Origin of the sequence: Saccharothrix syringae, from assembly GCF_009498035.1 — a bacterium.
GTDB classification, from domain to species: Bacteria; Actinomycetota; Actinomycetes; order Mycobacteriales; family Pseudonocardiaceae; genus Actinosynnema; species Actinosynnema syringae.
Genome location: NZ_CP034550.1, coordinates 864,353 through 883,018 on the forward strand (window position 1 = coordinate 864,353; position 18,666 = coordinate 883,018).

Below are 18,666 nucleotides of genomic sequence, written 5' to 3' on the forward strand. Positions count from 1 at the left end.
GCGATCCTGGCAGGGATACCTGTCAACCGCCGTCAGCCCAGCGGCACGGCCAGCGTCGAGTCCGCGCCGAAGGCCACCGTGGCGCCGGGGGTGCTGGTACCCCGGTAGCGGGCGTCGACCGTGTCGACCACCAGCACGAGCCGGTTGCCCGCGCCGACCCGCCACACCACCGGCTCCAGGTCGAGGTCCACCACGCGGGTGCCGGTGCCGGCCAGGGTGACCGGCTTGTGCGTGACCAGGGCGCCCAGGCCGAGCGCGTTCACCTCGTAGAGGTAGGCGTACAGGGTGGTCCGGTCGGCACTCGGGGTGACGGTGAGGCGGGCGCGGGGCGTGCCGCTGACCGTGGTCGGGGTCCACCGCACCGGGGTGTGCCACACGGCCGCCGCGCTCCGGTCGATCAGCGGCGTGGACACGCCGACGGGAACGCGGAAGTAGCCCTGGAGCGCGCCGGACAGCAGGACCGTGCCGCTCTCGGCGATGGTGGGCCGGCCGGCGCCGATCCGGTCGGCGGCCAGCGGCAGCACCTCGGTGCTCCCGGTGGCCGCGGCCCACGACGGGTGGGCGCGCCACGCGCCGCCGTTGTTGGGCTTGACCTGCACGGGCTGCTCGCGGTCGATGCCGTTGGCCACGCCCTTGAGGTGGTGGTCGAACCAGCGGCCGACCGACTCCCAGACCTCGTTGGGCAGGCCGGCCGCGCCGAACAGCTCGGCGGTGGCGTGGTCGCCGGGGGAGAGCATGAGCCGCTTGGGCCCGGTCAGCCGGGCGAAGAAGTCGGTGACCTGGCTCGGCGGGAACAGCCCGTCGTTCCACGCGTTGGCGATCAGCACGGCGGCCTTGATCGACGACACCCCCGTGGCGGGGGAGCGGGGCGGTGAGATGGGCAGCACGTCGGTGAACCGGCCCTGCCGGTAGGCGGCCTCGGCCTCGCGCAGCACCGGTCCCGGCCGCCCGGTGAGGTGGCCCGCGGCCAGCAGCAGCTCCACCGCCTGCCCGCTGACGGTCTCGTTCGGGTAGAGCGAGCGGGCCAGGTCGGTCCACGTGCTCAGCGACGCCACCGCCTTCACCCGCGGGTCGGCCGCGGCGGCGAGCAGCGCCTGACCGGCGCCGTAGGAGATGCCGCCGACGCCGACCCGCGCCGGGTCGCCGTGCGCGTGCGCCACGCCCCAGTCGATCACCCGGCTCACGTCGGCCACGGTGTCGGGGCCCGCCACGTCGATCTCGCCGCCCGAGTCGTGGAAGCCGCGGCTGGTGTAGCTGATCACCGAGTAGCCGGACTCGTAGGCCAGCTTCGCCGCCGCGCCGACGTACTCCAGGTTGGGCAGGCCCCAGCTCGACGGCAGCACGACCAGCGGGAACGGGCCGCCGCCGCGTCCGGTGGGCGTGATGACGAACGCCTTGAGCGGGGTGCCGCCCGCGCCGGGGATCGTCTCGTACGAGGCGCTGAAGCCGGGCGCGGCCTGCGCGGGCGGCGCCAGGACCAGCGCCAGCAGCGCGGCGAGCAGCAGGGGGAGCGGTCGGCGCACGAGGTCCTCCTTGACCGTGACCGGCATCACGCGTGGTGCCGAGAAGTCAACACCACTGCTACTGGCGGGTAGCAACGGCCTGTGACGCGGATCACCGGAGAGCGGTTCGTGGCACGATGCGCTCATGCTGCGGTTCGGTGCACGGCAGGTCGCCCACGACCGCGCGCTGGTGATGGCCATCGTCAACCGGACGCGCGACTCGTTCTACGACCGCGGCGCGACGTTCGAGGACGCCGCCGCCATGGCCGCGGTCGACCGGGCGGTCGCCGAGGGCGCGGACATCGTCGACATCGGCGGGGTGCGGGCGGGGTCCAAGGGCGAGGTCGTGGACGCGGCCGAGGAGGCGCGGCGGGTGGTGCCGTTCGTGGCGGCCGTCCGCGAGCGCCACCCGGACCTGGTGATCAGCGTGGACACCTGGCGGCACGAGGTGGGGCGCGCGGTGTGCGAGGCGGGCGCCGACCTGCTCAACGACACGTGGGCGGGCGCGGACCCCCGGCTGGCCGAGGTGGCGGCCGAGTTCGGCGTCGGCATCGTGTGCTCGCACACCGGGGGCCTGGCGCCGCGCACCGACCCGCACCGGGTGCGGTACCGGGACGTGGTGGCGGCGGTGGTGGCCGAGCTGGTGGAGCGGGCGGAGCGGGTGGTGGCGCTGGGCGTGCCCGCGGCGGGCGTGCTGATCGACCCGACGCACGACTTCGGCAAGAACACCTGGCACGGGCTGGAGCTGCTGCGGCGGCTGGACGAGCTGGTGGGGACCGGGTGGCCGGTGCTGATGGCGCTGTCCAACAAGGACTTCGTGGGCGAGACGCTGGACGTGGGGGTGGAGGACCGGGTGGACGGCACGCTGGCCGCGACGTCGGTGGCGGCGTGGACGGGGGCGAAGGTGTTCCGGGCGCACCAGGTGCGGCGGACCCGGATGGTGCTGGAGATGGTGGCGAGCATCGCGGGCACCCGCCCGCCGGCGCGGGTGCTGCGGTCGATGGCCTGACGGCGCGGGTGCCGTGGTGGACGGCCTGACGGCGCGGGTGGGCCTGACGGCCCGGCTCACTCCACTGTGGAGGGGACCGCGGCGCGTTCGGCCAGCCAGCGGTTCCGGTAGTACCCCGGCTCCGCGACCAGCTCGGCGTGCGTGCCCCGCCGGGTGACCGCGCCGCCCTCGAACACCAGCACCAGGTCGAAGTCGACCAGCGGCGCGAGCCGGTGGGTGACCAGCACGACGTCCCCGGCGGCGGCCAGCACCCGGTCGAGCACCGCGTCGCCGTGCCCGACCGCCAAACCCTCCACGGGTTCGTCGAGCAGCAGCACCCCCGGCCGCGCGAGCAGGGCGCGGGCCAGCAGCAACCGCCGCCGCTGGCCGCCGGACAGGGCGTCGCCGTCCTCGCCGACCACGGTGTCCCACGGCACGTCCAGGTCGACCAGGGCGGCCACCCGGTCCAGCTCGGCGCGGGTCGCGCCCGGGCGGGCCAGCCGCACGTTGGCCTCGACGGTCGCGTGGAACACGTGCGCGTCGTCCAGCACGCCCTTCGCGGCGGGGTGCGCGGCCAACGCGCGCAGGTACGTGCTCTTGCCCGCCCCGCTCGGCCCCACCACGCCCACCCGCCCGCGCGGCGGCTCGACCGGCACGGGCGCGGGCGCGGCCGGTGCCGCCAGCGCCTCCCGGACCCGGCGCACCGACCCGCGCACCTCCGCCCAGTGCCGCGCCGCGGCGGCCAGCGGCGCGGTCGCCTCCAGCACGGCCACCGAGCCGAGCAGCACGTGCGCCGGCGCGCCCGAGCGCAGCAGCGCCAGCGCGACGCCGCCCTGCACCAGCACGACCACCGCCGCCGGCGCGGCGGGCGAGGCGGTCCACCAGGGTCCCGGCCGCGGCCAGCTCCCGGTCCAGGGCGCCGAACGCGGTCAGCTCGTCCGCGCCGTCCAGCAGGACCGCGGTCCGCTCGGCCAGCGCCGACCGCAGCGGCGCGAGCGCGCGCAGGTGCCGCGACACCAGGGCGTGCACGACGGCCGGCACCACGCCCACCGTGATCACCAGGCCCACCGCGAGGGGCGCGGCGAACCCCGTGGCGACCAGCCCGGCCAGGCCGACCGCGACCGCCACCGCCGCGGGCAGCAGGCAGCGCAGCAGGGCGTCCCGCACGGCGTCCACATCGGACACCAGGCGGGTGAGCGCGTCCCCGTCGCGCAGGGGGCGGCGCAGCAGGGAGTCGTAGACGCGGCCCCGCAGCCCGGCCAGGTGCCGCAGCACGGCCGAGTGCCCGGCGAGCCGTTCGGCGTACCGCAGGCCGCCGCGCGCGAGGGCCAGCGCCCGCACGGCCACGATCGCCACGGCCAGCGCCGGCAGCGGCGGCTGCCCGGCCGCCCGCACGACCAGCCACACCGCCGTGGCGGTCAGCCCGACGCCCGCCAGCTCGGCCGCGACACCCGCCACGACCGCCCACACCAGCCGCCCCACCCCGACCCCCTCACGACCTCGCGACCACCACCCGCACCGCCCCCTCACGGCAGCGCCACCACCCGGTCCACCCCACCGAGCAGCGCGGGCCGGTGCGCCACCACCAGCGCCGTCCGCCCGGCCGACAACCGCGCGACCGCCCGCAGCACCGCCTCCTCGGTCCCGCCGTCCAACCGGGATGTCGGCTCGTCCAGCAGCAGCATCCGCGCGTCCACCCGCACCAGCGCCCGGGCCAGCGCGACCCGCTGCCGCTCACCCGAGGACAGCGCGTGCGAGGCGCCCACCAGGTGCCCCAGCCCCACCGCGCGAGCCGCCCCGAGCACGTCGCCGGGCCCGCCGAGCGCGATGGTGTCGGCGACCGTGCCGGGGAACGGCGTCGGCCGCTGCGGCACCCACGCCACCTGCGCCAGCCACGACTCGCGGTCCACCCCGCGCAGGTCCACCCCGCCCACCAGCACCCGCCCGGACGCGGGCACGACGAACCCCAGCAGCACCCGCAGCAGCGTGGACTTGCCCGCGCCGCTCGGCCCGACCAGCGCCACCCGCTCGCCGGGCGCGATCCGCAGCGACACCTCGGGCAGCGGGTCGCGCCCGGGGTGCCGCACCACGACCCGGTCCACCACGACCTCGGCGGTGCGCAGGTCCGGTGCCCGGGTGCCGCCGACCGACACCACCGGCCGGTGCGCGGCCGCCAGCACGGCCAGGCCCTCGGCCGAGGCGTGGAACTGCGCGCCGGCCGCCCGCAGCGGCAGGTACGCCTCGGGTGCCAGCAGCAGCACCAGCAGCGCCACGTGGAGGGTCACGCCGCCGTGCAGCAGCCGCAGGCCCACGGGCACCGCCACCAGCGCCACGGACAGCGTCGCCACCAGTTCCAGGACCAGCGCGGACAGGAACGCCACGCGCAGCGCGCGCAGGGTCGCCGACGCGTGCGCGCCCGCCATCTCCCGCACGGTCCGGGCCTGGGCCGCCGCCCGCCCGAACAGCCGCAGCGTGCCCAGGCCGCGCACCACGTCCAGGAAGTGCCCGCCGACCACGGCCAGCCCGGCCCACTGCTCGCGCGTCCGGTCGCGGGTGTGCAGGCCGACCAGCGCGGCGAAGACCGGCACCAGCGGCAGCGTGGCCAGCACCACCAGCGCCGAGGACAGGTCGGCGAACGACAGCCGGGCCACCACCGCGACCGGCACCACCGCGGCCACCGCGAGCTGCGGCAGGTACCCGGCGAAGTACGGCTCGACCGCGTCCAGGCCCCTCACCACCAGCGTGACCACCGACCCGGCCGGTTCGCCCGTGCCGCACGCCCCGCGCAGCACCCGCTTGCGCAGCCCGGCCTTCACCGCGGTGGCGGCGCGTTGCGCGAACACCCGACCCGCCCACACCACGAGCGCCCGGCCCACGGCCGCCGCCGCGAGCCACCACGGCGGGCCGCCCGTCAGCACGGCTGCCAGCGCCTCCGCCTGGGCGAGCACGACCGCGGCGGTGACCACCGCCAGGGCGGTCAGCGCGACCGGGTACCGCCGGTCAACGTGGGACACGCCGCACCCACCAGGTCGTCCACTGGAACAGCAGCACCAGCGGCAGCACCACCAGCGCCGCCCAGCCCAGCGGGCGCAGCGTGCCCGGCCCGGCCATCGCCGCCACGCCCACCACGTCCCGCGCCCCGAACACCGCCACCACCGGCAGCGCGCTCACCAGCGCCGTGCAGCCGAACGCCACCCGGTGCCGCCCGGAGCGCAGCGCGAGCCACGCCCCGCCGAGCAGCGGCACGGCGACCCCCGCGACCAGCCCGTACCCCGGTGCCGGCACCGGCCCGGCCAGCGGCACCGCCGCCACCGCGAACCCCGCGACCGGCGGCACCAGCCCCGCGGCGACCCGCACGGCCCGCCGGCGCGGCCCGTCGCGCAGCCGCCAGGCCAGGAACACCGCGCCGTGCAGCGCGAACAGCAGCGGCACGCCCGCCGCCCACAGCACCACCGGGCCGCCGAGCACCCGCCCGAGCAGCACGCCCCAACCCACCGCGACCACCAGCGCCGAGCCGACCAGCACGACGTCCCACGCGGGGGAGCGCAGCTGCGCGGCGGCGGTGAACGCGACCAGCCCGACCAGCAGCACCGCGAACGCGGTGTGGTGCCCGGACAGCAGTTCGCCCTCCAGCCGGGGGAACGCGCCGAACAGCACGCCGACCGCCGCCACCAGCCACACCTCGTTGCCGAGCAGGAACGGCGTCACCGCGCCCAGCACGTGCCGCCGTTCCCGCTCGTCGCGCGCCAGCACCCGCAGCAGCAGCCCGACGCCGTAGTCGAACCCGGCCAGCGCGAAGTACCCGCAGGTCAACAAGGCCAGCACCACGATCCAGGCGGTTTCCACCACGCACCCCCTACAGCGCCGGGACCAGCGGCGACACCGGCTCGCGGTCCGCCACCGGCCCGCGCCGCGCGTACCTCGCGATCAGCGCCCAGTCGGCCACGGCCAGCGCGGTGAACACGGCCGTGAACGCGACGAACGAGAACAGCAGTTGGCCGCGGCCCACGTGCGACAGCGCGTCCTCGGTGGTCAGCAGCCCCTGCACCAGCCACGGCTGACGCCCCACCTCGCGGAACAGCCAGCCGCCGACGGCCGCGACGAACGGCAGCGGGATGCCCAGCACCATCAGGTACAGCGGGAACCGCAGCCGCACCACCCAGTCCCGGAACAGCAGCGGCACGGTTGCCCAACTGGCCAGCAGCAGCGCGAACCCGATCTGGATCATGAACCCGAGGCCGGCGCCGTCGACCGCGCCGACGGTGCCCAGTTTCTCCGGTTGGTACTCGGCGAGGATCGGGAACTGGGCGAACCCCAGGCCGACGAGCACGGGCGCGGCCAGCGCCGTGGTGACCACCCCGAGCCGCAGCGACCGGCGGAAGAACGCCACCTCGGTGGTGCGGCGGAGGAAGTGGTGGGCGCTGATGCCGGTGACGAGCACCCCGCCCGTGGTCAGCGCGGCGGCGCACACGTGCAGGAACGCCGTGCCGAACGTCGGGTTGGCCAGGAGCGCGGAGAAGTCCGTCATCCGCAGCACGCCGTCGCGCAGCTCGTGGCCGACGGGGTGCTGGAGGAACCCGTTGGCCACCATGATCCAGAACGCCGAGGCGTAGGCGGTCAGCGCGACCAGCCAGACCAGCGCCAGGTGCACCCACCTGTGCAACCGGTCCCAGCCGAAGATCCACAGGCCGAGGAAGGTCGACTCCAGGAAGAACGCCACCAGCGCCTCCAGCGCCAGCGGCGCGCCGAACACGTCGCCGGCGAACGCCGACAGGCCCGACCAGTTCAGCCCGAACTGGAACTCCATGACGATGCCGGTCGCGGTGCCGAGCGCGTAGTTGACCACGTAGAGCCGACCCCAGAAGCGGGTCATCCGCGCGTGCACGGGGTCGGCGGAGAACGCGGCCCGGGTCTGCATCACCGCCACCAGCGCCACCAAACCCAGCGTGACCAGCACGAACAGGAAGTGGAACGACGTGGTGACGGCGAACTGGAGCCGGGCCAGTCCGAGGGCATCCATGGGTAGCGAAGTTATACGTAGACTGCCTACATGACATCGGGGATGACCCCGATGTGGCCCCTTGGTCCGATGGGTAGAGTCACTACGCGTGAAGTCCGACGCGCTGCGCGGTCACCTCGACGCGCTGCTGCTCGCCACGCTCGACGGCGAGCGGCTGCACGGCTACGCGATCATCGAGGCCCTGCAGCGGCGCAGCGGCGGCGTGCTCGACCTGCCCACCGGCACCGTCTACCCGGCGCTGCGCCGGCTGGAGTCCGCGGGCCTGGTGACCAGCGAGTGGAGCACCGTCGGCGGCCGGCAGCGCCGCACCTACCGGCTGACCAGGTCCGGGCAGCGGGCGCTGGCGGCCGAGCGGACCGCGTGGCGCGAGTTCACCACCGCGATCGAGGGCGTGCTGGGGGGTGGGCAGTGGCCGGCGCAGGCGTGATCGACGAGTACGTGACCGCGCTGGACCGGCGGCTGCGCGGCCCCGGGCACGTCAAGGACGACCTGCTCGCCGAGGCCCGCGACGGCCTGGACGACGCGGCCCGCGCCCACCGCGACCGCGGCCTGGACGAGGAGGCCGCCCAGCGGCGCGCCGTCGCCGAGTTCGGCCCGGTCACCGCGGTGGCCCGCGACTACCAGGGCCTGCTCGGCCTCGCCCACGGCGCCCGCACCCTGCGGACGCTGATGCTGGTGCTGCCCGCGGTGCACGTCATCTGGGAGCTCAACCGCCGGTTCTGGATCGGCGCGTGGCAGGGCTTCGACGCCCCGCCGCCCTCCTGGTACCTGTTCGTGGCCCGGTTCAACGACACCGCGTCGTGGGTGGTCGCGGGCGTGGCCGTGGTCGCCCTGCTGGTCGGGCGGCGGCTGGCCCGCACGGCGGTCAGCACGCTGACCCTGGCCAGGCTCGCGGCCGTGCTGGCGGTGGTCGCGGTCGGCGCCGCGCTGTGCGGCAACCTCGGCATCCTGCTCGCCACCGCCCACCTGGACCCGGCGCGGCTGCTGTTCTCGCCGCCGGTGGCCGCGGCCACCCTGTTCTCGCTGGCGGTCCTGCTGCGGCTGGCCGTGCTCGCCCGCAGGTGCCTGGTGTTCTCGTCGGTGTGACCGGCGGGCGTGTGCCACGATCGTCACGTGACCTCAGCGCTCATCTACATCGTCGTCATGGCGCTCGTCGCGGCCGTGGTGTTCCTGCTGGCCGCGCTGGTGTTCGGGCGGGGCGAGGAACTGGCGCCGCTGCCGCCGGGCGCGTCGCCGACCCGCCTGCCCGCCGACGGCGTGACCCCCGAGGACGTGCGGGGGCTGCGGTTCCAGCAGGTCCTGCGCGGCTACAAGATGGCGGAGGTGGACTGGGCGCTGGAGCGGCTGGCGGACGAGGTCTCGCAGCTCCGGGCCCGGGTCGCCGAGCTGGAGGCCGGGCACGCGGGCGACCGGGACGGCGACGCGCGTGCCGACGTGCGGACCGGTGACGGCGCCGGGGCGGCCCCCGACGCCTCCCGCGACGGCCGGGCGGCCCGGGAAGCCGAGCATGACCGGGCCTGAGCCCCACCGGGCGGTGCCGGCGTGACCAGGTTCGAGCTGCGCGTCCCGGTCGACGCGCCCGCCGCCCGCACCTGGGCCGCGCTGACCGACTGGGAGCGGCAGGGCGAGTGGATGCTCGGCACCCGCGTCCGCGTCACCGCGGGCGACGGCGCGAGCACGGGCAGCGAGCTGACCGCGTTCACCGGCATCGGCCCCCTCGGGTTCACCGACACCATGCGCATCACCGCGTGGGAACCGCCGCTGCGCTGCGCCGTCGACCACACCGGCCGGCTCGTCCGCGGCACCGGCGAGTTCCTGGTCCTGCCCCGCGGCGCGCGCAGCGAGCTGGTCTGGGCCGAGGACGTGGCCCTGCCGCTGAACCTCGCGTTCGCGCCGGGTGTGAAGCTGTCCCTGCTCAGGTTCGCGCGATTCGCCCGGGAGTACCCCGCATGACCGTCCAGACCGACCCGGTGCGCTGCCCGTGGGGCGACAGCACCCCCGACTACGCCGACTACCACGACACCGAGTGGGGCGTGGAGCTGCACGGCGAGACCGCGATGTTCGAGCGCATGGCGCTGGAGTCGTTCCAGTCCGGCCTGTCCTGGATCACCATCCTGCGCAAGCGCGAGAACTTCCGCCGCGCCTTCGCCGGGTTCGAGCCCGCGGCCGTGGCCCGGTTCGACGACGCCGACGTCGAGCGCCTGATGGCCGACGCGGGCATCGTGCGCAACCGGGCCAAGATCCTCGCCACGATCAACAACGCCCGCGCCGTCGCCCGGCTGGACGTGCCGCTCGACGACCTGCTGTGGTCGTTCAAGCCCGAGCGGCACACCCGCCCCGCGACGATCGGCGACGTGCCGGCCGTCACCCCGGAGTCGAAGGCCATGGCCAAGGAGCTCAAGCGCCGCGGCTTCGCCTTCCTCGGCCCCACCACCTGCTACGCGTTGATGCAGGCCACGGGCATGGTCGACGACCACGTCGCGACCTGCTTCCGGGCCTCCGGGCCCGTGGGCTAGCGGCCGGTGAACCGGGGCGCCCGCTTGGCCACGAACGCGGCCACCGCCTCCCGGTGGTCGGCCGTCGCGCCCGCCTCGGCCTGCGTGCGGGCCTCCACGTCCAGCGCCGCCGCCAGCTCGCCGGAGAACGCCATCGCCTCCTTGATCTTGGCGTAGGCGGTGGTGGGCCCGGCGGCGAGCCGGGCGGCCAGCTCCAGCGCCGCGGTCAGCGCCTCGCCGTCGGGCACCACCCGGTTGACCATGCCGACGCGCAGCGCCTCCTCGGCGCCCACCGGCTGGGCCAGCAGCATCATCTCCATCGCCCGGCCGTGCCCGATCAGCCGCGGCAGCGTCCACGACGCGCCGGAGTCCGCGGTCAGGCCCACGTTGGCGAAGGCCATCAGGAACTTCGCGCCCGCCGCCGCGACCCGCAGGTCGCAGGCGTAGGCCAGGGACGCGCCCGCGCCCGCCGCGGTGCCGTTGACCGCCGCGACCACCGGCTTGGGCATCCCGACGATCGCCCGCACCATCGGGTTGTAGTGCCGCTCGACGGTGTGCAGCGGCGCCGGGTCGCCCGCCTCCAGCAGCGCGATGTGCTCCTTGAGGTCCTGGCCCGCGCAGAACGCCCGACCCGCCCCGGTGACCACCACGGCGCGCACGGAGTCGTCCGCGGAGGTGTCCTCCAGGACCTCCAGGAACCGCTCCTTCAACGCGATCGTGAACGAGTTGAACGACTCCGGGCGGTTGAGGGTGAGGGTGCGAACGCCGTCGGCGTCGTCGACGAGGAGTTCGGGCACGGTGGGACCTCCGGTTGCGTCACGTGGGTGGTCAGTGGGCGCTCAGGCAGTCGTCGACGAACTCGGCCGCCGCCGGCGCCAGCCGCGCGGTGTGCCGGTCGAAGAACTCCGCGGCCCCCGCGCCCGGCCAGTCCGCGGGCAGCAGCTCGCGCGGCAGGCCGGGGTCGCGGAACAGGAACTTCCGCCACGCGTGCAGGAAGCGCTGCGACGCGGCGAACGCCCCGGCCGGCGAGGAACCGTCCACAGCGGACACCACGGGCTCCCACTCGGCGACGAACAGGGCGTAGTCGCGGCCCAGGCCGGCCAGGTCCCAGGCGCGGGCCGCCAGCGCGGCCGGGTCGTCCTCGTGCCGGCCCAGGAACGTGCTGCCGCGCACGCCCTCGCCCGCCAGCACGTCCGCCAGCTCCGCCGACGGGCGCGGTGCGACCCACGTCACCGGGCCCAGCGCGCCGTAGCCGAGCAGCTGCAGCGAGGAGGCCAGCCGCTCCCGCGCCTCCCGCGCGGGCAGCTCCTCCAGCACCACCACGTGCCACAGACCGTCCCAGGTGGACGGCCGGGTGCGGTAGATGCGGGCCGCGGCCTCGTCCAGCCGCCGCTCCGCGCGGGGCGTCATGGCGTAGCCCGGGCCGCCCGGCAGGCGGACCGGCCGCAGCCAGCCCTGCCGGACCGTCCGCGACACCGCCGTGCGCACCGCCGGCGCGGCGAAGTCCAGCGGTTCGAGCAGCCGGACCAGCGCGGCGATCGTCGCGGCACCACCCCGCTCGCGGAGGTGGCCGCCGTAGACGTCGAAGAGCGCGGAACGGGCTCGCACGAGAGCCGAGTGTGTCAGGGCGGCCCCACGACACGCCACAGCGCCGTCCCGGGTCACGGCCGGGTGACGGTTTCCGCAGGGGCGCGGAAGTCGTTGGGGCACGGCGTTCCTGGCCCTGAGCAGGGCGTTGGCCAAGATCACCCGGGGAGTCCACGGCGGCCGGAAAGATCGGTTCGGTTTCGCAGGTGAGTCCGCATAGGGGAGAATGGGGGCGGTATCCGGCCCTGGTCGGACGGGGAAGATGTTGACGGAGGGAGCACGCGATGGCGGCCATGAAGCCCCGGACCGGCGACGGTCCCCTCGAGGTCACCAAGGAGGGGCGCGGCATCGTGATGCGCGTTCCGCTCGAGGGTGGTGGGCGCCTCGTCGTCGAGATGTCGGCGGACGAGGCCAACGCCCTGGGCGACGCCCTCAAGGCAGCCGCTGGCTGACCAGCCGGAGCGAGACAGCGTCGGGCGGGCCCCGGTCTCCACTGTGGAACCGGGGCGTCGCCCTGTCGTGACCAGCAGTTTCCCCCGGGCCCGGCGCCCCGGGGACGAGAAGTCGAGGAGCGCCCGTGCGAGCACCCCTGCCCACCCCGCTGGTCGCCGTCGAGGTGGCCACCACCCTCCGGCGGGGTGTGCCCGCGGTGCTCGTCGCGTTCGCGGGCGACCCGGCCAGACCCGGCCCGGGAGCCGGTGAGGGGCCCCTCCCCGACGAGGTCACCGGCAAGGCCGGCACCACGTCGAAGGTGGCGGGCACCTGGTACGCGGGCGTGGGCGACGGCGAGGTCGCCGACTGGCGCAAGGCCGGCGCGGCGCTGGTCCGGGCCCTGCACGGCGACGCCGAGCACGGCGGCCCCACCAGCTACGACGTCCGGCTGCCGCGGGACCTGCCGCCCGCCGCGGCCGAGGCGTTCACCCTCGGCGCGGCCCTGGGCGGCTACCGCTACAAGATCACCGGAGCGGAGGAACCCAAGCGGGTGAAATCCCTCCGCCTGGTCACCGCCCCGGAGCTGGCGGACGCCGTGCGCCGGGCGGGCACCCTGGCCGCCGCCACCGCCCTGAGCCGCGACCTGGCCAACGCCCCGTCGAACGTGAAGGACCCGGCCTGGCTCGCGTCGGCCGCCGTCCGCGCGGCCCAGGGCGTCCCGGGCCTGCGCGTCGAGGTCCGCGACGAGCGCTGGCTGGCCGCCCACGACTTCGGCGGCGTCCTGGCCGTGGGCGGCGGCTCGTCCCGCCCGCCCAGGCTCGTCGAGCTCACCTGGGAGGGTGAGGCGAACGCCCCCCACCTGGTGCTGGTCGGCAAGGGCATCACCTTCGACACCGGCGGCATCTCCATCAAGCCCGCCGACGGCATGCACCTGATGCGCACGGACATGTCCGGCGGCGCCGCGGTGGTGTCCGCGCTGGTCGCCATAGCGCGCCTGGGCCTGCCGATCCGGGTGACCGGCCTCGTGCCCGCGGCGGAGAACCACGTGTCGGGTTCCGCCTACCGGCCGGGCGACGTGATCAAGCACTACGGCGGCAAGACCACCGAGGTGACCAACACGGACGCCGAGGGCAGGCTCGTGCTGGCCGACGCGCTCGCGTACGCGGTCGACACCCTGAAGCCCGACCACCTCGTGGACGTCGCCACCCTGACCGGCGCGATGAAGGTCACCCTGGGCCTGCGCACCGGCGGCCTGTTCGCCACCGACGACGACCTGGCCCGTCGGGTGGCGGAAGCCGGCCGGGCGGCGGGCGAGCAGTGGTGGCGCATGCCGCTGCCGGAGGACTTGGCGGAGGACGTGCGCAGCGACATCGCCGACGTGCGGCAGTGCCCCCCGGGCCCGGGTGGAATCACGGCGGCGCTGTTCCTGAAGGAGTTCACCGGCGGGGTGCCGTGGGCCCACCTGGACATCGCCGGGCCCGCGCGGGCCGACAAGACGTACGACGAGGTCGTACCGGGTGCGACGGGGTTCGCCGCGCGGACGCTGGTGGAGCTGGCGGCGAGCTGGGGCGGGGGAGGGGCGGACACGATCGGGTGATCATCGGCGGAAGGTGTACGTAAACCGGGGGTTCGGCACTCGGTTGATCATGAGGAAACCGCAACCCCCGCCGACCACCCCTGAAACCGACGCCCGCCAACCCGCTCCGACGCCGACCACGCCGAGGCAGGCCAAGCGGAGGCCGACCGGCCCCAGCTCTCGATTCCAGCCCCAGCCCCAGACCCAGCCCCGACCTCGCCCAGCCCTGGCTCCGGCCAGTTCCAGCCCCAGCCAGCCCCGGCCCCGGCTTCAGACAGCCCCGGCCAGGCCCTGTCCGCGCCTGCCCTGCCCGCGCGCATGGCCCCCACCCCTGCCCCCAACTCCACCCCACCAGCCAAAACACCCCCCGAGCCGCAGCTCAGAAGTCCAGCCCCACCACCCCGGCCTCCCCACCGCTGACCGCCACCGCCCCCAGCTGCGGCAACGTCACCACCCCCGCCATCACCGAGAACCGCACCGAGCGCACGTCCTCCGGCACCTCGAACACCGCCGCCGCGGGCAACAGCTCACCCCCGTAGCGGGCACCCACGAACGGCGCCCGGCTCCCGTCCGGCAGCTCGACCACCAGCAACCCCGCCGTCGCCCACGCCCCCACGACCGCAGGCAGCCCGTGCCCGCGCAACCGCAGCTCCAGCAGGGCCTTGCCGGGCGCCGCGGTGGCCAGTTCGTACTGGTCGCTGAACGCCACCGGTCGCTGGCGCCCCAGCCTGGCCCGCACGACCTCGACCGACCCGGCCGCGGTCCCCACCGACACCGGCGTCGACACCGACGTCGCCTCGGGGCCCGGCCCCCGCCGCAGCACCCCCGCCGCCGCGCCGAGGACCTGCCCGGACGGCACCTCGACCCGCTGCTCCAGCGACTTGGCCCCCACGGTGTTGAGCACCAGCGCCTCGGCCCCGCCCCCGGCCGGCACCGTGTACACCACCAGCACCGACCCGCGGTCGGGCAACCGGTCCGCGGGCAGCCGGTGCCGCCGCCCGGGCACCTCCAGCGACAGCTCCGGCGGCTGCGGCAGCCAGCCGCGCCACGGGGTCTGGCCGAACGCCGAGTCGACCTCGCCGTGCCGGGTCACGTCCAGCCGCAGCACGCGCAGCTCCACGCCGTGCTCCGCGCGCAGCTCCCCGGCCTCCGTCGGCCACGCCGCGGGCCTCGCGTACCCGGTGACCCGCACTTCGAGCTGGTCGTCACGCACAAAAGCGGACGCGGCGTCCACTTGAGCCCCGACGTCCGGCAGCACCGCCAGGAAGTCCGGCCCCGCCTCGCCCACGCCCCGGTCCGCCGCGATCTCGCGCCCGTCCGTGCGCACCAGCTTCCCCACCGGCGCGCTGCGCGCTCCGGTCGCGGGCACCTGGGGCGGCTGCACCTCCAACCGCACCCCGCCGTCGCTCCGGTCGACCGCCTTGAGCGGCACCGGCACCCAGTCGGGCGCGGGCGCCGTGCCGGGCACCTGCACGGGACCGCACCACAGCCGGGTGTCCACCTCGAACGCCCGACCGGTCCGGGCGAACCAGCAGCTCACCGCCTCCGGACCGGTGCGCGCCACGTACCCGAACGACAGCGTGTAGCTCAGCTCCGCCTCGGCCAGCACCTGCAACCCGGTCGCGTCGAGGACCGGCATGCCCTCGATGGTCAACCGCACCCGCTCGGTGCTGAACGCCGGTGTCGCGCACGCGGCGGTCAGCACCACCAGCAGGAGGGCGCCCCATCGCGTTGCCACTGCCAGTAGTCGCTTCACTACCTGAAAGAGGCATTTGTGCCCTTGAGGGTTGCCCCCAACCGGGTGTGATGAATGTCACGCTACATCATTAAACGGTTACTTAACGTTGTTAAGCGCCGCCCGGTACACCTCCACCGTCCGCTCCGCCACCGCGGCCCAGGAGAAGTCCCGCACCGCCCGCTCCCGCCCGGCCGCGCCGAACGCCGCCGCCCGCGCCGGGTCGCCCAGCACCTCGTTCACGGCGTCCGCCAGCCCCGCCCGGAACGCGTCCGCGTCCGCCTCGTCGTAGTGCACCAGCAACCCGGTCTCCCCGTGCACCACCACCTCCGGGATGCCGCCCACGTCCGACGCCACCACGGCCGTCCCGCACGCCATCGCCTCCAGGTTCACGATCCCCAGCGGCTCGTACACCGACGGGCACACGAACACCGTCGACCGGCTCAGGACCTGCCTGACCTCCTCCGCGGGCAGCATCTCCCGGATCCAGAACACCCCGGGCCGCGCCGCCGCCAGGGCCGCCACCGCCTCCCGCGTCTCCTCGGCGATCTCCGGCGTGTCCGGCGCGCCCGCGCACAGCACGACCTGCGCGTCCGCCGAGATCCGGTGCGCGGCGGCGACCAGGTGCCCCAGCCCCTTCTGCCGCGTGATCCGCCCGACGAACGTCACGATCGGCCGCCCGGGGTCGATGCCGTGCCGCTCCAGCGCGTCGGTGCCCGGCACCGGGCGGTACGCCTCCGCGTCGATGCCGTTGCGCACGACGTGCACCCGCGCCGGGTCCAGCGCCGGGTAGCAGTCCAGCACGTCGGCCCGCATGCCCTCGCTCACCGCGATCACCGCGTCCGCCGCCTCGTACGCGGTGCGCTCCACCCACGACGACACCCGATACCCGCCGCCCAGCTGCTCGGCCTTCCACGGCCGCCGCGGCTCCAGGGAGTGCGCGGTCACCACGTGCGGGATGCCGTGCAGCAGCTTGGCCAGGTGCCCGGCCATGTTCGCGTACCAGGTGTGGGAGTGCGCGACCTGCACGTCGCCCAGCGCCGCCGCCATCCCCAGGTCCACCGACAGCGTGGCGAGCGCGGCGTTGGCGCCCTCCAGCCCGGGGGCCGGGTCGTGCGCCCGCGCGTCGGCCCGCGGCCCGCCGAAGGCGTGCACGTCCACGTCGACCAGCTCGCGCAACCGCGGCACCAGGAAACCGACGTGCACCCCCGCCCCGCCGTACACCTCGGGCGGGTACTCACGTGTCAGCAGTCCGATTCGCACGGGCTCACCGTAACCCCGCGGAGTCGGGCGGCCGGGTGACGCGCCGGCTCGCCGTTGGTGGGGCGGTGCTCACCCGGTTAGGGTCTTCGCCGTGAAGGGGCAACCGCACGTCCTGGGAATTGTCCTCGCCGGTGGCGAAGGCAAACGGTTGTGGCCGCTGACCGCCGACCGGGCGAAACCGGCGGTGCCCTTCGGCGGGAACTACCGGCTGGTGGACTTCGTCCTGTCCAACCTGGTGAACGCGGGCTTCGTCAAGCTCTGCGTGCTCACCCAGTACAAGTCCCACTCCCTGGACCGGCACATCTCCACCACGTGGCGGCTGTCCAACGTGCTGGGCCAGTACGTCACGCCGGTGCCGGCGCAGCAGCGGCTGGGCCCGCGCTGGTACACCGGCAGCGCGGACGCCATCTTCCAGTCGCTCAACCTCGTCAACGACGAGAAGCCGGAGCACGTGGTGGTGTTCGGCGCCGACCACGTCTACCGGATGGACCCCGGCCAGATGGTGCAGCAGCACGTCGAGACCGGCGCGGGCGTCACCGTCGCGGGCATCCGGGTGCCGCGGGCCGAGGCCAAGGCGTTCGGGTGCATCGACTCCGACGAGTTCGGGCAGATCACCCGGTTCCTGGAGAAGCCGTCCGACCCGCCGCACGTGCCCGGCGACCCGGCGGTCACGTTCGCGTCGATGGGCAACTACGTGTTCACCACGGAGGCCCTGATCGAGGCGCTGCGCGCGGACGCGGCCAACCCCGACTCCGACCACGACATGGGCGGCGACATCATCCCGATGCTCGTCGACCAGGGCCGCGCGCACGTCTACGACTTCGCCGACAACGTCGTGCCGGGCGAGACCGACCGGGACCGCGGGTACTGGCGGGACGTGGGCACCGTGGACGCCTACTACGAGGCCCACATGGACCTGGTGTCGGTGCACCCGGTGTTCAACATCTACAACCGGGCGTGGCCGATCCGGACCGCGACGCCGCCGCTGCCGCCGGCGAAGTTCGTCGCGGGCGGCAGCGCGGAGGACTCGATGGTGGGGCCGGGGTCGATCATCTCCGGCACCGTGCACGGGTCGGTGCTGTCGTCGGACGTGGTGGTGGAGTCCGGGTCGGTGGTCCAGGGGAGCGTGCTGCTGCCCGGCGTGCGGATCGGCCGCGGCGCGGTGGTGCGGCGGGCGATCCTGGACAAGAACGTCGTGGTGCCCGACGGCGCGCTGATCGGCGTGGACCCGGCGATGGACCGGCAGCGGTACACGGTTTCAGCCGGTGGTGTGACCGTGCTGGGCAAGAACGTCACGGCCGAGTGAAAGGCGGGGGCCCGGCCCCCGCCCTCACCCCGTCCTCGCGGCCACCAGCAGCCCGTCGCCCAGCGGCAGGATCACCGGCACCAGCCGGTCGTCGTCGCGGACCGACCGGGCCACCTCCCGCATCGCCACCGTGTCCGCGTCCCGGTGCGACGGGTCGACCACCCGCCCGTGCCACAGCACGTTGTCGAACGCGATCACCCCGCCCGGCCGCAGCAGCCGCACGCCTTCCTCCAGGTACCGGGGGTACTCGGCCTTCGCCGCGTCGACGAACACCAGGTCGTAGGCCCCGTCGGCCAGCCGCGGCAGGACGTCCAGCGCCCGCCCGGTGATCAGCCGCGTCCGCGACACCGCCACCCCGGCCTCCGCGAACGCCACCCGCGCCGCCCGCTGGTGCTCCGGCCGCACGTCGATCGAGGTCAGCACCCCGCTCGCGGGCATGCCGCCGAGCAGGTACAGGGCGCCGACGCCCGCACCGGTGCCGACCTCCACCACGGCCCTGGCCCGCAGCGCCGCCGCCAGGAAGCGCAGCGCCGCGCCGCCACCGGCCCCGATCGGCACGCAGCCCAGCTCGGCGCCGCGGGCCCGGGCGGCCGTCAGCACGGCGTCCTCGGGCAGGTAGTGCTCCACGTACTCGCGCGTAGGCGCATCCACAGCACGAAGGCTAACGCCGGAGGCGGCCGTCCGGGACCGACTGGGCGAAGCCGTGATTCTCAGCCTGCTCTCAGCACCTTCTCACCATCGTTATAAGCGGACCGGTCAACC

General features: G+C 75.3%; 19 protein-coding genes and 1 pseudogene. 10 read left to right on the forward strand and 10 right to left on the reverse strand.

The annotated features are described in order from the left end of the window. Window positions 1–32: 32 nt before the first annotated feature. The gene (locus tag EKG83_RS04120; RefSeq protein ID WP_033430538.1) at window positions 33–1,523 is read right to left on the reverse strand and encodes a CocE/NonD family hydrolase; all 1,491 of its coding nucleotides are present in this window, start codon (window positions 1,521–1,523) and stop codon (window positions 33–35) included. A gap of 124 nt (window positions 1,524–1,647) precedes the next feature. On the opposite strand from EKG83_RS04120, the gene folP reads away from it, so the two are divergent. Continuing rightward, window positions 1,648–2,511 carry a dihydropteroate synthase gene (folP, locus tag EKG83_RS04125; protein ID WP_033430423.1) on the forward strand — a complete coding sequence of 288 codons (864 nt, stop codon included), beginning with the start codon at window positions 1,648–1,650 and terminating at the stop codon, window positions 2,509–2,511. A gap of 56 nt (window positions 2,512–2,567) precedes the next feature. On the opposite strand, the gene EKG83_RS04130 is transcribed toward folP, so the two are convergent. Further along, window positions 2,568–3,335 carry an ATP-binding cassette domain-containing protein gene (locus tag EKG83_RS04130; RefSeq protein ID WP_194282994.1) on the reverse strand — a complete coding sequence of 256 codons (768 nt, stop codon included), beginning with the start codon at window positions 3,333–3,335 and terminating at the stop codon, window positions 2,568–2,570. A gap of 206 nt (window positions 3,336–3,541) precedes the next feature. Here EKG83_RS04130 and EKG83_RS04135 point away from each other — a divergent pair, with 206 nt between their 5' ends. Continuing rightward, a complete protein-coding gene (locus tag EKG83_RS04135) occupies window positions 3,542–3,730 on the forward strand; it encodes a hypothetical protein (RefSeq protein WP_153277864.1) in 189 nt (62 codons plus the stop codon). 286 nt (window positions 3,731–4,016) lie between these two features. Here the strand turns inward: EKG83_RS04135 and cydD are convergent, their stop codons facing one another. Genes cydD through EKG83_RS04150 form a run of 3 tightly spaced genes read right to left on the reverse strand, consistent with a single transcriptional unit; the run spans window position 4,017 to window position 7,510 of the window. After that, window positions 4,017–5,504, reverse strand: coding sequence for a thiol reductant ABC exporter subunit CydD (gene cydD, locus EKG83_RS04140; protein ID WP_153277865.1), 1,488 nt, complete (start codon window positions 5,502–5,504; stop codon window positions 4,017–4,019). Continuing rightward, window positions 5,491–6,336: a cytochrome d ubiquinol oxidase subunit II gene (locus EKG83_RS04145; protein ID WP_033430421.1), complete on the reverse strand. Its 846-nt coding sequence runs from the start codon at window positions 6,334–6,336 to the stop codon at window positions 5,491–5,493. The genes cydD and EKG83_RS04145 overlap by 14 nt, the downstream gene beginning before the upstream one ends. Before the next feature lie 10 nt (window positions 6,337–6,346). Then, window positions 6,347–7,510 (reverse strand): cytochrome ubiquinol oxidase subunit I, encoded by a 1,164-nt coding sequence (locus tag EKG83_RS04150; protein ID WP_033430420.1) that lies wholly within the window; start codon window positions 7,508–7,510, stop codon window positions 6,347–6,349. A gap of 88 nt (window positions 7,511–7,598) precedes the next feature. Here EKG83_RS04150 and EKG83_RS04155 point away from each other — a divergent pair, with 88 nt between their 5' ends. The 5 genes and pseudogenes from EKG83_RS04155 to EKG83_RS04175 all read left to right on the forward strand — a co-directional run bounded on the left by EKG83_RS04155 (window position 7,599) and on the right by EKG83_RS04175 (window position 10,026). Then, window positions 7,599–7,937: a PadR family transcriptional regulator gene (locus tag EKG83_RS04155; RefSeq protein WP_033430419.1), complete on the forward strand. Its 339-nt coding sequence runs from the start codon at window positions 7,599–7,601 to the stop codon at window positions 7,935–7,937. After that, window positions 7,919–8,596: a permease prefix domain 1-containing protein gene (locus EKG83_RS04160; RefSeq protein ID WP_051765485.1), complete on the forward strand. Its 678-nt coding sequence runs from the start codon at window positions 7,919–7,921 to the stop codon at window positions 8,594–8,596. The genes EKG83_RS04155 and EKG83_RS04160 overlap by 19 nt, the downstream gene beginning before the upstream one ends. Window positions 8,597–8,623: 27 nt before the next feature. After that, window positions 8,624–8,905: pseudogene (locus EKG83_RS04165) on the forward strand (DivIVA domain-containing protein); the annotation flags it as partial. 147 nt (window positions 8,906–9,052) lie between these two features. After that, complete coding sequence (locus EKG83_RS04170; protein ID WP_033430418.1) at window positions 9,053–9,463, forward strand: SRPBCC family protein; 411 nt, start codon at window positions 9,053–9,055, stop codon at window positions 9,461–9,463. Next, window positions 9,460–10,026: a DNA-3-methyladenine glycosylase I gene (locus EKG83_RS04175; protein ID WP_033430417.1), complete on the forward strand. Its 567-nt coding sequence runs from the start codon at window positions 9,460–9,462 to the stop codon at window positions 10,024–10,026. The genes EKG83_RS04170 and EKG83_RS04175 overlap by 4 nt, the downstream gene beginning before the upstream one ends. Here EKG83_RS04175 and EKG83_RS04180 read toward each other — a convergent pair. Together EKG83_RS04180 and EKG83_RS48875 are read right to left on the reverse strand one after the other, a co-directional pair. Further along, window positions 10,023–10,802, reverse strand: a complete 780-nt coding sequence (locus tag EKG83_RS04180; protein ID WP_033430416.1) for an enoyl-CoA hydratase-related protein — start codon at window positions 10,800–10,802, stop codon at window positions 10,023–10,025. The genes EKG83_RS04175 and EKG83_RS04180 overlap by 4 nt on opposite strands. Window positions 10,803–10,833: 31 nt before the next feature. Further along, window positions 10,834–11,613 (reverse strand): PaaX family transcriptional regulator, encoded by a 780-nt coding sequence (locus tag EKG83_RS48875; RefSeq protein WP_033430415.1) that lies wholly within the window; start codon window positions 11,611–11,613, stop codon window positions 10,834–10,836. A 263-nt stretch (window positions 11,614–11,876) separates the two neighbouring features. On the opposite strand from EKG83_RS48875, the gene EKG83_RS04190 reads away from it, so the two are divergent. Next, complete coding sequence (locus tag EKG83_RS04190) at window positions 11,877–12,044, forward strand: DUF3117 domain-containing protein (protein WP_012783412.1); 168 nt, start codon at window positions 11,877–11,879, stop codon at window positions 12,042–12,044. Between the two features lie 125 nt (window positions 12,045–12,169). Continuing rightward, entirely contained in the window at window positions 12,170–13,621 is a 1,452-nt protein-coding gene (locus EKG83_RS04195; RefSeq protein ID WP_033430414.1) for a leucyl aminopeptidase family protein, read from the forward strand. A gap of 358 nt (window positions 13,622–13,979) precedes the next feature. Here EKG83_RS04195 and EKG83_RS04200 read toward each other — a convergent pair whose 3' ends face one another. Continuing rightward, the gene (locus tag EKG83_RS04200) at window positions 13,980–15,338 is read right to left on the reverse strand and encodes a hypothetical protein (RefSeq protein WP_033430413.1); all 1,359 of its coding nucleotides are present in this window, start codon (window positions 15,336–15,338) and stop codon (window positions 13,980–13,982) included. 96 nt (window positions 15,339–15,434) lie between these two features. Beyond that, complete coding sequence (gene glgA, locus EKG83_RS04205) at window positions 15,435–16,598, reverse strand: glycogen synthase (RefSeq protein ID WP_033430412.1); 1,164 nt, start codon at window positions 16,596–16,598, stop codon at window positions 15,435–15,437. 91 nt (window positions 16,599–16,689) lie between these two features. On the opposite strand from glgA, the gene glgC reads away from it, so the two are divergent. Continuing rightward, on the forward strand, window positions 16,690–17,904 hold the full coding sequence (gene glgC / locus EKG83_RS04210; RefSeq protein ID WP_033430411.1) for a glucose-1-phosphate adenylyltransferase: 1,215 nt from the start codon (window positions 16,690–16,692) through the stop codon (window positions 17,902–17,904). 24 nt (window positions 17,905–17,928) lie between these two features. On the opposite strand, the gene EKG83_RS04215 is transcribed toward glgC, so the two are convergent. Continuing rightward, window positions 17,929–18,555 (reverse strand): O-methyltransferase, encoded by a 627-nt coding sequence (locus EKG83_RS04215; protein WP_033430410.1) that lies wholly within the window; start codon window positions 18,553–18,555, stop codon window positions 17,929–17,931. Between the last annotated feature and the right edge of the window lie 111 nt (window positions 18,556–18,666).

What these genes read in the sequence shown, in the direction of transcription:
- folP (WP_033430423.1), top strand. Translation starts at nt 1,648, where the DNA reads ATGCTGCGGTTCGGTGCACGGCAGGTCGCCCACGACCGCGCGCTGGTG.
- EKG83_RS04150 (WP_033430420.1), bottom strand. Translation starts at nt 7,510, where the DNA reads ATGGATGCCCTCGGACTGGCCCGGCTCCAGTTCGCCGTCACCACGTCG.
- EKG83_RS04175 (WP_033430417.1), top strand. Translation starts at nt 9,460, where the DNA reads ATGACCGTCCAGACCGACCCGGTGCGCTGCCCGTGGGGCGACAGCACC.
- EKG83_RS04190 (WP_012783412.1), top strand. Translation starts at nt 11,877, where the DNA reads ATGGCGGCCATGAAGCCCCGGACCGGCGACGGTCCCCTCGAGGTCACC.